Origin of the sequence: Pseudoalteromonas sp. SA25, from assembly GCF_011378705.1 — a bacterium.
Classification (GTDB): Bacteria; Pseudomonadota; Gammaproteobacteria; order Enterobacterales; family Alteromonadaceae; genus Pseudoalteromonas; species Pseudoalteromonas arctica.
The window spans coordinates 92,095-104,536 of the sequence record NZ_WTKV01000006.1 but is presented as its reverse complement, the minus strand read 5'-3'; the positions used below and the strand labels follow the sequence as shown (position 1 = coordinate 104,536).

Genomic DNA, 12,442 nt, shown 5'->3' with positions numbered 1-12,442 from the left:
TCACACCTTAAATGCAGCAAGTGCACGTTCTCGTGCCGCTTTATGATCAACTATTGCTGGCCAGTAACATTCCTTATCTTTACCTATTGCGGCTAAATAAGTGTGTGGAAAATGAATGTGTTTATCTGGCACGTTTTCAAGCTCTGGCAAATACTTACGGATAAACTTGCCAGTTGGATCAAAGCGCTCGCTTTGTCTGATAGGGTTAAAAACTCTAAAGTAAGGCTGAGCATCACACCCGGTACTTGCAGCCCACTGCCAGCCACCATTATTTGAGGCTAAATCGCCATCAATTAGGTGCTGCATAAAAAAGCGCTCACCTTCGCGCCAGTCTATTAATAAATGCTTAGTTAAAAAGCTCGCAACAACCATACGTAAACGATTGTGCATCCAACCGGTTTGCTTTAGTTGTAGCATTGCAGCATCTACTAACGGGTAACCTGTACGCCCTTCACACCATGCTGTAAATTCATTTTCGCTTTTACGCCAGACTACGGCGTTGTACTTTTCGTTAAAGTTATCACCGCGCGAAAGCTTCGGAAATTCAGCAATTAAATGCCTGTAAAATTCGCGCCAAACAAGCTCGTTAATCCACGTAAACGTTTTACTTTTTGACGTAGTTAAAATATCAGGATAACGCTGCTGAATATTAACAAGAAGCTGTTTTGTGCTTACAATACCAAGTGCTAAATACGGGCTTAAACCTGACGTGCCTTTTACGCTGGGTATATCACGCTGATCGTCGTAGCTTGTAAGTTTGTCACATATAAAGTTATCGACCACGGTAGATAGTGTTTCGTCGTCAACCGGCCACTTATCTGAGCATCCATCACTTTTTAGTAAATCACTCTCGTCAAACTCAATAGGGTCAGAAGTTAAAGGCCATTGTGGCAAACTAAAGTGTGTATCTTGATACTGCTTTAACCATGCTCGCTTAAATGGAGTAAACACTTTATACATTTCATTACTTTGATTTTTAACCGTTCCAACAGGTGCAATTAAATCACCTTCGTACAAAGTAAAAGTAATTGAAAGCTCATCGCATTCGTGCAAAATTGCTTTATCGCGGTTTACTTCATTAAGCTCATATTCTGTATTAGCAATTACGTGTTTTACATCGTTTGCTTTACAAAAATCAATAAGCTCACGCGTACAATCAGAAAAGCTAGGCGCTTCAATAACATGTAAAGTAATGCCGTAATCAGCAAGCTGAGATTGAAGATAAGTAACTCGGCGCTTGAGTAAGTCAATCTGAATAGGCGCAGTTTGGTGTTGTTGCCACTGTTTTTCAGACACAAAAAAAATGGCGTGTTTAGCGCCATTGTTTAGCGCTTGAATTAACGCTTCGTTAGAAAAAAGGCGCAAATCGCGCCTAAACCAAAATAATGTATCCATTAAATACCAAATCGTAGTTTTAAATCGTGAGGGTAAGGGTTAAAAAACACTTGTTTTTCAAGGTACTCATTTGGGTGAACCTTCAAATGATGTTTTAACAAGGTAAGTGGTACATACAATGGCACCAAACCTTCGCGGTATTCATCTATCGCATCACGAAGTTCTTGTTTTTCAACCTTCGATAAATCAGTTTTAAAGTAACCTTGTAAATGCATTAGCGTGTTGCAGTTATTTCTGCGAGAAGCTGGCTTTTTAAGACCCGTCATCAAACCTAGAATATATTCATCAGCAACTGCATTTATATCATCACCTACATAAGTTCCCAGCAGGTTACCCAAATCACGATAAGCTTGATAGTTATGAGCCATCAACAAGTACTTATACTGAGAGTGAAATTGAGTAAGCTTATGAACCGTAAGCGGCTCTTGTACTAACTTTTGCCAGTTTTTAAATACGTAAATTCTCATTACAAAGTTTTCACGTAAATGCATGTCGTTTAAACGTCCGTTTTCTTCACATGGCAATAATGGGTTGTGCTTCATTATTTGCTCAGCAAAAAAACCAACGCCTTCAGAGGTATTACCCGTGCCTGCTTCGTTGTATATTTTAATGCGCTCCATGCCGCAGCTTGGGCTTTTTGCACAAAATACAAATCCGCTTAATTCTTTAGCTTGTTCAGTTGCAACTTTTTTACCATATTCAGTAAGTTGTTGGCCTACTTCGCCAGTGCCATCTGGGCGGCATACTTTAATAGTATCGCCCACTTTAACTTGGCGAATAGTTGGACGAGGTATCGGTAAACCAACAGCTACTTCCGGACAAAACCGTGTGTATTCAACATGTTTACCTAGCTCATCCATACAAAAATTTGACTTTTTATGTCCTGTGTCAAATCTAACTTTTTCGCCTGCTAAGCAGGCGCTTATACCTATTTTTATTATATCTGTGTGCATATATTCTCTTAGTAAATCAAATTACCTATTGGATTTAGTAACTTGCTGAAGCCCTTATTAAAATGTAGCGCACTACTGACAACTGTAAAGCATAAACATCCATCTTTCGTTAAAGGTGTATGTTGATGACTACCATCTTGCCAAATAAAGTCGCCTGGTACGTAATTACCATCTTCATCACTAAACTCACCGTCTAGTAGTAAAGTAACTTCAAATCCGGTATGTGTATGCTCAGGAATTTCGCCACCAGCATCAATATGTAGCAAGCTAGAACGCAGCGCACCATCATCAAGTGCAATGCGAGATCTCGCAAGCTTACCCACTTGGGTAAATTTACTGTGACAAATACGTGTTAAAGCACGTGGAAGTTGGTAGTCATGATCATTCACTTTAATAGATACAGGCTCTACTTCGTAAACTTCATCGATAGAATCATCAGACATGATCATATCAAGTACGTTTAGTTCAAATTCTTCAAGTAAATCAGATTTCTCAGTTTGAGGTTTCTCAAATTGACCAGGCTCTTCACTAAATAGTGCATTTGCATTACTTACTTCAATTTTAGCTACTTTAGCTTGGCACACAGGGCACATGTCTACGTGAATAGAAACGGCTAAACTCAATGATGTAGCAAGTGATGCATCGCAATACTGTGTCAGTAAAGTTTCACTCGGGTGATGTTTAATCATGCTGATCTCCCATTTCATTACGTAATTTTTGCAAGGCCAAACGTAACCGTGATTTTACCGTGCCTACTGGAATATTAAGTTGATGTGCAAGTTGCTCTTGCGACATATCTTGAAAATAAACGCCTCTTACCACTTCGCGTTGAGCAATTGGTAATTTGTCTAAATAACGCTTAATTTGTTTATCTTCTAAATGATCACTGTATTCGTGATGCGTATCTTGTGAGTCGTTTAATAACGGCCAAATATCTTCGCTTATATTTTCTTCTTTATTACTTTTCATTTTACGAAGCATATCGAACGAAGCGTTACGCATAACGGTATAAACCCACGTAGTCGCAGCGCCTTTTTCACTATGATACAAATGTGCTTTACGCCAAACAGATGTTAACGTCTCTTGCACAAGCTCCATGGCTTGGGCTTCAACACCAAACTGCTTAATTCCAAAGCGTTTAATTTTTGGCGCAAAGTATTCAAATAAATATGAAAACGCTTTTTTATCGCGTGATTGCGCAACATCTATAAGCGCTTGCATGAGCTCTTTACTCGGCGTTTCTGGCATGGCAGTGTACTTACCTGTATTAGGTTCACAACGTGGTGACTGTTGTTGACTTACCATAATAATTTATCCCGTTATTGCTTTTGTATTAAGTAATACGGGCAATAATTAATTTAGGATCATAAAATTTAGGCAAATTCGTTATTAATCACAGTATGGAGGAAATTCAGTAAGTTATCAAAATTCGTTTCAAACGCAAGTTGCTGTTTTTTCTCAATAGAAACAGGTAGGAGTTCAAGCCAACGTGCTGCAATCCATGGAAGCTTGTCAAAATGAGTTTTCTTGTACAACAAATTAAGTTCCGGATTACCTTGAAACACGTTTTTAAGCGCGTCGTGTAGTAGGTAATGTTCACCAATTTGATTGTTAGAATCTTTGTACCAATACGGCGTATTACAAGGCGATACCAAGCCATGACGTAATTCGTCTTCGTCTTGATAAACATCATTAATTTGCACATTTTGCGATGCAAATACATCAATTAATAATACATCGTTATCGTCTTGGTCAAAATCAATAATATCAACAAGGCAACCTTGCGCGCTTATATTAAAAGGCGTGTCATGCTCAAAAGTACAAAGCACAAACCCTGTATTATTTTTTAATGCGGTTTTAACCATATTTAAGTAGCGAGGCTCAAATATGCGTAATCGCGTATAACCTTCAGGTAACATAAAAATGGGTAATGGAAAAATCGCACGTTTCATAAAGTCTACTTATTTCAAACACTCTGCCTTTATTTACGTGCGCTTTTGCTAAGTCGATCAGCTTTGTATGAATCGAATTAATTACCAGCTATATAATTGGCTAAAGATTAAACCAACCTCCCATAGCTTTAAACACTTGAACCGAGTAATAAGCGCTAATCATACTGACTACGGGTGCTAACATTAATGCAAATAATCCAAGTTCACTGCTCATCGTTTTAATCCTTTAAATGATTTATTTTACGTTTTTTATACTAGTATCAGTATTTTTAAGCGTTGTGCTATCTGTTAAAACGGGCTCATCTAATAAACCCTCTAAAACAGTTTTAGCATCAAAATAAAGCGTTTCCTTTAGTGATTTTTCAAGCTCGATTGTGGTTTGCTTAACATAGCTTGCTACACTTTGAGTTAATATATCAGTTACATCTAGGTCCACCTCTGTTGCGTGTACTTGCGCAGAACCTAATAATAATAAACTTGCCATAGCGATTTTAATTGAATGTTTCATAATGGTATTCCTTGTTTGTGTATTGTTTAGACGTAGTTATATACTCAAGGGTTGTGCCAACATAAAAATAAACCTTAACCAATTGTAATTAAACAACTTTACACGCATTACTTTAATTTAGAAAATTCATCTCTCGTTAATTTAACCATTAAATTTAATTTTTTGACTACTTTTTAGTTAATAAATAAAAGGGTTTAAAGGTATTAATACCGTCACAGTAAATACATTTAGCGTTTATAAAAACGTCATATTTAATCGTTAAAATACGCACCACTATAAATAATTTAAAAAGTGCAGTATGACTCTTTCATCACGTCGAAATTTTTTAAAAACCTCAGCAGCAAGCATATTTACCGTCGCTGTATCGAGTGCCATTACAGGTTGTGCTCAAACATTAATAAACAAACCTCTATCGGCTATTGAATTTAAACACGGTGTAGCGAGTGGCGACCCGCTTAGTCATGCTTTAATAATTTGGACACGTGCAACCACTTCTCAATCAAATTTTGAAGTTACTGTTGCTTGGGAACTGGCAAGTGATTCTCAATTTAAAAACATCATTCGCAGCGGGCGCGAACAAACAGATAAAAGCCGAGACTTTACAATAAAAATAGATGTGCAAGAACTTGCTCCAAACACAGAGTACTTTTATCGTTTTATGGGTGTGAATACACAAAGCCCAATTGGCCGGGCTAAAACACTACCAATAAACAATGTTGAACAAATTAAAATGGCTGTTGTGTCGTGCTCAAACTACCCTGCTGGGTACTTTAATGCCTACACTGATGCCGCTAAGCAAAAAGATTTAGATGTGGTCCTGCATTTGGGAGATTACATTTACGAATACCCAATGGGCGGATACGCTACCGAAAATGCTGAAAACATTGGCCGCCAATTAGCAGCCGATAACAGCGGTGAAATTATTACCCTTAGCGACTATCGTAAGCGCTATGCTATTTACAGAACAGACAAAGGCTTACAAGCACTTCACGCTGCAGCGCCTTTTATCGCAATATGGGATGATCACGAAGTTACCAACGATACCTATAAAAGTGGTGCTGAAAATCATACCCCTGATGAAGGTGACTTTTTTAAGCGCCGTGCAGCAGCTATTCAAGCCTATTACGAATGGCTGCCAATTAGACCGCCTATGGGCGAACAAAGCCCGCAAATATATCGCACCTTCGATTTTGGTAATTTAATAAGCTTGCACATGCTAGATACGCGCGTAATAGCACGCGATAAACAACTCGCTTACAGCGACTATAAAAACCTAAAGACCAAACAAATGGATGTTGCGCGCTTTGTCAGTGATTTAAATAATCCAAATAGGCAGTTACTAGGTAACACACAACTAAACTGGCTCACCAGTGCAATAACTAAATCAAATGCAAAATGGCAAGTATTGGGCCAGCAAGTATTGATGACTAAAATGTGGCTACCTACTGAAATATTCTCGCAATCCGATCGCACTAAAATACCTCAGGTGTTAAAAGAGCTTGTTGCCATTAAAAAAGCCGTGTTAGCTAATAAAGCGGTAACACCCGCGCAACTCGCACGCGTAAATACTTTAATGCCTTATAATTTAGATGCGTGGGATGGTTACCCAAGCGAGCGCGAAGCATTATACAAAAGCGTTACCGCATTAAATAAAAAGTTAGTAGTGGTTGCAGGTGATACGCACAATGCGTGGCATGGCACATTAAAAAATGCACAAGGCGAAAGCGTAGGAGTAGAGTTTGCAACACCTGGTGTTACATCCCCGGGTATGGAGCATTATTTAGCGCTTAATACAGCACAAGCAAAGCAGATGGCTGACTCGCTTTCATTGTTAATAAACGACTTAAACTATTGTGACTTATCACACCGTGGGTATATGCTACTGACTATTACTAAAGAACAAATCACAACCGATTGGCGCTATATAGATAACATAAACTCCCCAAGCTACAACATTGCTGCTCAACACCAAAGTGTTTATAAAGGCTAATACTTTTAAAAAGAAGGTAAATGTATTATTTACCTTCTTCTCATATTTTATTAAACGCGTTTAATTACAGCTATAGATAAGCGTCCACGAAGCATCACTTCCTGGAAGGCTGTTTGTATACCAATTTGCGCTGTATGCATTACCTTGATATTGCATTTTATCGTCGGTGTTATTGTGAGTAAACGGACCACCTGAGTAATCTTTGTTCACCCAATTAGGGTATGCATTAATACCGTTACAATCTGTTGAACTTACAACACTGCATCCATTTGTATCAACACTTGTACCAGCGGGTGTATCTGGGCACTGATCAATATCATCATTCACACCATCGTTATCCGCATCGCTTTGTGGCTCAACTACTTCGACAACGCAACCTACATTATTAACAGCTTCACCTACTGGTGTATTAGGACATTGATCAACATTATCGCTTATACCATCGGCATCGCTATCGGTTACCGCGCAGCCAATACTATCAACCGTTGTACCTGCGGGAGTATTATCGCACTGATCAAGGCTGTCACTTACGCCATCCCCGTCGCTATCTAAATCAACATTGCTACTACCACCACCCCAACCTTGAATGATCTCTTTAACTTTAGAGCCTGACGATGTTAGTGAATTCCAACTACCGCCTGGAGTAAATAACGAAGCACCTTCGTTTTTATCGTTTAAAGCCCAGTTAGCGTGGCTAATATTGTTTGTTTTAAAAAGTGCCATCCATGCATCGGTTTCATTGATATTAACACCACCATTACCATCAGCATTAACTGTTCCCCACTCTGTGGCGAATAGTGCAATGCCGTTATCGAGTGCTGTTTGTGCTTTATTTCGATACGATTGACCATGCGTGCCAGCATAAAAATGCAGAGTGTAAGCAATATTGGCACGATCAATTGGGTTTTGTGATGCCACATCAACATCTTGCGACCACGTAGGCGTTCCAACCACAATTAAGTTATCAGGATCGATTGCTCTAATTTTATCAATAACTGTTTCTGCGTAAGGCTTAATATCGTTAACCCACGAAATTTGTAACGGCTCGTTATAAATTTCATAAATAACATTGTCGTACTGCCCATATTTGGTAGCTACGTCTTCAAAAAAGCGAACTGCAGTTGCTTGATCGGTATGTGCTTCATGGCTATGAAAATCAATAATAACGTACATATCTTCGCTAATAGCTGCGTTTACAACAGTATCAAGACGGCTCATATTGCCCTCCCAATCAAAGTTCAAACTACCACCAGTACTCGTACCATGACCAATAGCTGCACGAATTAATGTTGCATTAAATTCAGTTTTTGCCTTTGCTACTGTTTCTGCTGTATAAAACTTTTCAGCGCCCCAACCCGTGTTACTCCAAAATAGGCTAGGTCCTGCAAAGCTTGTGTTTTCTCCGCCCGCAAGAATTTGATTCCCACTCACCGTTAACTTTTCAACAGCGGCATTGGCCATTGTTGAGCATCCTAATAATAAAGCTAACGATAAGCTCGCCACTTTAAAATCCTTTCTTTTGTGATTATTTGAACTGTTATTCATCGTATTTCCTTAAATTGAAATTATCAGTCGTCATTGCTTGACGTAATAAATTGATAGCAAACCAATACTTAATAGTTAAATAAAGTTAATTTGGCGAGCAGAAAGTACCATTTATTTATTAACATTAAATGAATAAAAAGGTACAAGGAGAAGGAATTTAATTAACTAAATATCAACAAGTGAGCAATTTAACGAGGTTTGAGGATTTTACTGGGTATATACAGGAATTTACACGACATTTACATGATGCAGGCAAAAAATCTCGGTTACAAAAAATATGTATAAAAATGAAAAGGCGGTAATAATAATTATTACCGCCATCAATAATAGCTAAATATCAGGGATAAATATGCGGAAAGAAAATTAATAAGCCAACCAAACCGAGTTCTAATTAAGTGGCTTATTTTTTAGTAGGCAGCGCTTTTCTGCCCAAACGGTATGCATCCATCATGCTCAGCACCCAAATTATAATCATTAAAGGTAAATACTTATATTCAGCGAGTTTAGCGCAGGCGTCAGATGGTTGTTGCGCGGCTTTTAAAATGGCCGTAACCGACATGGGGATTTTTCCGTGTACAATTTCATTTGCAGTACACTGTGCAATCGCAAATATATCTTGTAGGGTTAAAATTAAAAGAACAGAAAATACACCCGCAAAAATAGCGCCTATAAGGTGTTTTTTTAAAGAAAAATGCCCCGCTCCAGGATAAACAATGGCGGTAAGTAAAGCAGCTTTTAGATCTTGTTTCATTTTTACCTAATATAAATTCACTTTAACGTGATCACATAAAAAAGCCACTTTGCAGTGGCTCAATTAAAATATCAAGTAGTTAAATGTATTATTGTCCACCAAACCCGAGAGTTAACTCAATACCAACAAAGCGAGGTGCCCCTGCAACAAATGTTGGGTTGCCAAATCCCCCTCCAGTATTACCTGCATCAACTAAATACTCTTTATCTAATAAGTTACTAGCAAATACACTAACAGCCCAATCATCACCATTTGCGATACCTAAGCGCGCACTGACTAATCCAAGCGCTGGTTGGCTAATATCTAAGCCTGATATTGGCGCATTTGCTGGCTCAAAAAACACTTCAGAGCGGTAGCTATATATTAAAGAGCTCGTTAAATTAAGTGAGTTCGACAATTCTGTTGAATAAAACAGCCCCGTACTAAACGTCCACTCTGGTTGTAGTCTAAATTTATTGCCTGCGAGGTTACCGTTATTACTATCATCATCTATTTCAGCATCAAGGTAAGCCGTATTGGCAAATACCTCAAACTCATTATTAATTAACGCCCTTACTTCAGCCTCTGCGCCAACATTAGTGGCAGAGCCCGCATCTGCAGAAAACGCAACGCCTTCATCATCCTGTAACGTAACCTGAAAGTTAGAGTAATCTTGATAAAATACAGCGACAGAGTAATCTAAACGCCCGTCAAGCGCTTTGCCTTTAATACCGGTTTCGTAGTTCCAAATAATTTCCGCTGGGACTTCTGATATAGAAGCTTCGACATTCCCTTGTTCATCGTTAGCCGAACTTACTTCAAGCACTTCCGAACGACGCCCTTTTGAAACAGTCGCATACATATTTGTAGTAGGGTTTATTATATAAAGCGCATTAAAACGTGGCAGCCAATCATCATAATCAGCATCGCCATAGAATGTTTCACCATTTGTATCAACCGTAAACAATGGCGCTTGTGTTAAAACACTATTGGGTGCTGCAGAGCTATAACCACTACGCTTTTCTTCTTTTATATAACGAAGACCCGCTGTTAACTCTAGTGCCTCAGTTGCAGCATAAGTTACATCAGCAAACGCTGAGTACGCTTTGTTTTCACCATAGTTTGTAAACTCTAGTGAATATGGCAACTCGTTTACTACACCACCTGTTAATGCTGGCGTTAAAATATTAACGCTACCATCATTATTAATACAAGGAACACCTGAACCCAATACGCCTAAGCAATTTAAAAATATAGACTCCTCTGTACTAAATGGAATACGCTGGCTACCATCTTCTTCAAAGTAACTCACACCAAAAATACTAGTAAACTTATTTTGCGTATAAACAGCGCGTAATTCTTGGCTAAATTGATCGCCCTCAGCAGCTTCTGCAAATTCTAAAAACCATGCTTGCGTACCATCAGCATCAAACACTTCTAAAGAGTCAAAGTTACGCCCTGCAGTAATTGAGGTGATTGTTAAATCGTTACTTACATCCCAATTTACAGTCAAATTTAAATCGTTAACTGTGCGATCCACACCTAAGTCTTTTTTTCCAAACACAGACTCTGCATACGGACTACCTGGCATTTCAACAAAGCTATATGGACTTATATCACCACCGGTTGGTGCATAAAGCCCATTTTTAAAAGATGTACCCGAGTCATCATTTTTTTCATACGTATACACCAAATCAATCGTTACATCGTCACTAGGTGTAATACGTAAAGACGGACGATAAGAAAAACGCTCAATAGCATGCATATCATCTTGCTTAAACCCAGCCGGATTTTGGGAGTTACTATCTCCTGCAATATTTTTTATAAACCCATCACGTTCACGATAAGTAAAAGCAACACGGCCTTGCAATAAATCATTGCCACCCGTTACAAAGCCACTAGCACCTTTGGCCGAGTAATTACCAACGGATGCTTTTAATTGAGCCGAAAAATCTTTTTCTGGTTTACGTGTTGCTACACTAATAGCACCTACAGAAGCTGCTGTTCCAAACAGTGTCGCTTGTGGTCCCTTAACAACTTCAATCCCCTCTACATCAAAAAGCTCAAAGTATGAGCCACGAGAGCGTGATACATCTGCTCCGTTATAATAAATAGACACACGAGGGGATGATTGAGACGACCCACTATCAGACGTAATACCACGAATTACAAAGCCCGGGTTGTTAGGGCTTTGCTCTTGAATAACAAGCCCTGGTGTTATTTCAGATAAAGTATCTAGTTCACCTATACCCAAGCTTTCTAAAAAGTCGCCATCGTAGGCGCTTATTGTTACGGGCACATCTTGTATTGATTGCGCACGCTTTTGAGCAACAACCACGATTTCATCAAGTTCTTTATTTATGGTTTGATCTGCAAAACTATTTGTTGATGTAACGCAAATCATCGCCACAGACAATTTAGTAAGTTTAAGAAAAGGCCGTGTTGTTAATTTATTTTTCATGTTTTTCACTGTTCGTCCGGTTAATTGTTTTTAGGAATTACCAGTAATCTAACGAACTATTACGACTTTTTTACGTCTTATTAATTACGCGTTGGTTAAATTGATGTTTCAACTTTATGAAAAACAATAAATTATTGTATTCATATAAAAATTATAATATTGAAAAACTCAGCGTACACTTGTACACTAAAATTCATTCAAATAGTGGTAGGATCTGTTATGTCGTTAGAAGCGCCCTATTCTAAAAAAGAAGAACAACTAAACGTAATTAGCCATGCACTTGGTATTGTATTTGCCGCATTTGTTATGTGGGATTTATTTAGCCAAGCCACCAGCACTAAAGCGTATGTAAGTACTGTAATTTATGGCAGCAGTCTATTTGTACTGTTTTTGTCGTCCACTTTGTACCATGCCAGTATTCAACCGCGCTTAAGAGCCTTTTATAAAAAGTGCGATCACTGCGCCATATACTTATTAATTGCCGGCACCTACACTCCCTTTTTATTAATCTCATTAACCGGTGCTTGGTCATGGGCAACACTTACATTTATATGGACTGTGGCACTGGCGGGCGTTGCGTACAAAGTATTTGTAAAAAACGGTAATAAAAAAATATCACTCGCCACCTACTTACTCATGGGTTGGTTTGCACTGGCTATTGTTTATCCGCTTTATTCAAGTGTTGATGTAAAAGCACTTTACTGGCTACTTGCCGGCGGTATTTTTTATAGTTTAGGCACTTTTTTTTACAGTGCTAAAAGCACCCAATTTAGCCACGCTATTTGGCACTTATTTGTTATTGCTGGGTGTGTTTGTCATTATATTTCAATTAGCAATTACGTTTATTGAGCTGGTATAGCCAATTAAAATGGTCTGGTTTGAGCGAGGAGCGGACTATCAATCTCTGC

11 protein-coding genes are annotated in these 12,442 nt (G+C 38.5%); 2 read left to right on the top strand and 9 right to left on the bottom strand.

Annotated elements, in window-relative coordinates; translation table 11 throughout:
- The 6 genes from phrB to GQR45_RS06770 form a co-directional block, all read right to left on the bottom strand.
- Positions 1-1,395, bottom strand: coding sequence for a deoxyribodipyrimidine photo-lyase (gene phrB / locus GQR45_RS06795; protein ID WP_165725494.1), 1,395 nt, complete (start codon positions 1,393-1,395; stop codon positions 1-3).
- Positions 1,395-2,348 (bottom strand): DUF523 and DUF1722 domain-containing protein, encoded by a 954-nt coding sequence (locus GQR45_RS06790; protein WP_007580711.1) that lies wholly within the window; start codon positions 2,346-2,348, stop codon positions 1,395-1,397. The genes phrB and GQR45_RS06790 overlap by 1 nt, the downstream gene beginning before the upstream one ends.
- An 8-nt stretch (positions 2,349-2,356) precedes the next feature.
- Positions 2,357-3,037, bottom strand: a complete 681-nt coding sequence (locus GQR45_RS06785) for a ChrR family anti-sigma-E factor (RefSeq protein ID WP_165725493.1) — start codon at positions 3,035-3,037, stop codon at positions 2,357-2,359.
- Positions 3,030-3,653, bottom strand: coding sequence for a sigma-70 family RNA polymerase sigma factor (locus GQR45_RS06780; protein WP_010552978.1), 624 nt, complete (start codon positions 3,651-3,653; stop codon positions 3,030-3,032). The genes GQR45_RS06785 and GQR45_RS06780 overlap by 8 nt, the downstream gene beginning before the upstream one ends.
- Before the next feature lie 68 nt (positions 3,654-3,721).
- Entirely contained in the window at positions 3,722-4,300 is a 579-nt protein-coding gene (locus GQR45_RS06775) for an LON peptidase substrate-binding domain-containing protein (protein ID WP_024591092.1), read from the bottom strand.
- Between the two features lie 235 nt (positions 4,301-4,535).
- On the bottom strand, positions 4,536-4,808 hold the full coding sequence (locus tag GQR45_RS06770) for a hypothetical protein (RefSeq protein WP_165725492.1): 273 nt from the start codon (positions 4,806-4,808) through the stop codon (positions 4,536-4,538).
- A gap of 298 nt (positions 4,809-5,106) precedes the next feature.
- Here GQR45_RS06770 and GQR45_RS06765 point away from each other — a divergent pair, with 298 nt between their 5' ends.
- A complete protein-coding gene (locus GQR45_RS06765) occupies positions 5,107-6,798 on the top strand; it encodes an alkaline phosphatase D family protein (RefSeq protein WP_165725491.1) in 1,692 nt (563 codons plus the stop codon).
- A gap of 60 nt (positions 6,799-6,858) precedes the next feature.
- Here GQR45_RS06765 and GQR45_RS06760 read toward each other — a convergent pair whose 3' ends face one another.
- From GQR45_RS06760 to GQR45_RS06750, 3 genes are all read right to left on the bottom strand, one after another.
- A complete protein-coding gene (locus tag GQR45_RS06760) occupies positions 6,859-8,343 on the bottom strand; it encodes a cellulase family glycosylhydrolase (RefSeq protein ID WP_165725490.1) in 1,485 nt (494 codons plus the stop codon).
- Between the two features lie 400 nt (positions 8,344-8,743).
- The gene (locus GQR45_RS06755) at positions 8,744-9,094 is read right to left on the bottom strand and encodes a hypothetical protein (RefSeq protein ID WP_101216961.1); all 351 of its coding nucleotides are present in this window, start codon (positions 9,092-9,094) and stop codon (positions 8,744-8,746) included.
- An 88-nt stretch (positions 9,095-9,182) separates the two neighbouring features.
- Positions 9,183-11,534, bottom strand: a complete 2,352-nt coding sequence (locus tag GQR45_RS06750) for a TonB-dependent receptor (protein ID WP_165725489.1) — start codon at positions 11,532-11,534, stop codon at positions 9,183-9,185.
- A 219-nt stretch (positions 11,535-11,753) separates the two neighbouring features.
- Between GQR45_RS06750 and GQR45_RS06745 the strand changes: the two genes are divergently transcribed.
- Entirely contained in the window at positions 11,754-12,383 is a 630-nt protein-coding gene (locus GQR45_RS06745; RefSeq protein WP_165725488.1) for a hemolysin III family protein, read from the top strand.
- Positions 12,384-12,442: the final 59 nt, after the last annotated feature.

What these genes read in the sequence shown, in the direction of transcription:
- GQR45_RS06750 (WP_165725489.1), bottom strand. Translation starts at nt 11,534, where the DNA reads ATGAAAAATAAATTAACAACACGGCCTTTTCTTAAACTTACTAAATTG.
- GQR45_RS06785 (WP_165725493.1), bottom strand. Translation starts at nt 3,037, where the DNA reads ATGATTAAACATCACCCGAGTGAAACTTTACTGACACAGTATTGCGAT.
- GQR45_RS06775 (WP_024591092.1), bottom strand. Translation starts at nt 4,300, where the DNA reads ATGAAACGTGCGATTTTTCCATTACCCATTTTTATGTTACCTGAAGGT.
- GQR45_RS06770 (WP_165725492.1), bottom strand. Translation starts at nt 4,808, where the DNA reads ATGAAACATTCAATTAAAATCGCTATGGCAAGTTTATTATTATTAGGT.
- GQR45_RS06780 (WP_010552978.1), bottom strand. Translation starts at nt 3,653, where the DNA reads ATGGTAAGTCAACAACAGTCACCACGTTGTGAACCTAATACAGGTAAG.
- GQR45_RS06755 (WP_101216961.1), bottom strand. Translation starts at nt 9,094, where the DNA reads ATGAAACAAGATCTAAAAGCTGCTTTACTTACCGCCATTGTTTATCCT.
- GQR45_RS06745 (WP_165725488.1), top strand. Translation starts at nt 11,754, where the DNA reads ATGTCGTTAGAAGCGCCCTATTCTAAAAAAGAAGAACAACTAAACGTA.
- GQR45_RS06790 (WP_007580711.1), bottom strand. Translation starts at nt 2,348, where the DNA reads ATGCACACAGATATAATAAAAATAGGTATAAGCGCCTGCTTAGCAGGC.
- GQR45_RS06760 (WP_165725490.1), bottom strand. Translation starts at nt 8,343, where the DNA reads ATGAATAACAGTTCAAATAATCACAAAAGAAAGGATTTTAAAGTGGCG.
- phrB (WP_165725494.1), bottom strand. Translation starts at nt 1,395, where the DNA reads ATGGATACATTATTTTGGTTTAGGCGCGATTTGCGCCTTTTTTCTAAC.
- GQR45_RS06765 (WP_165725491.1), top strand. Translation starts at nt 5,107, where the DNA reads ATGACTCTTTCATCACGTCGAAATTTTTTAAAAACCTCAGCAGCAAGC.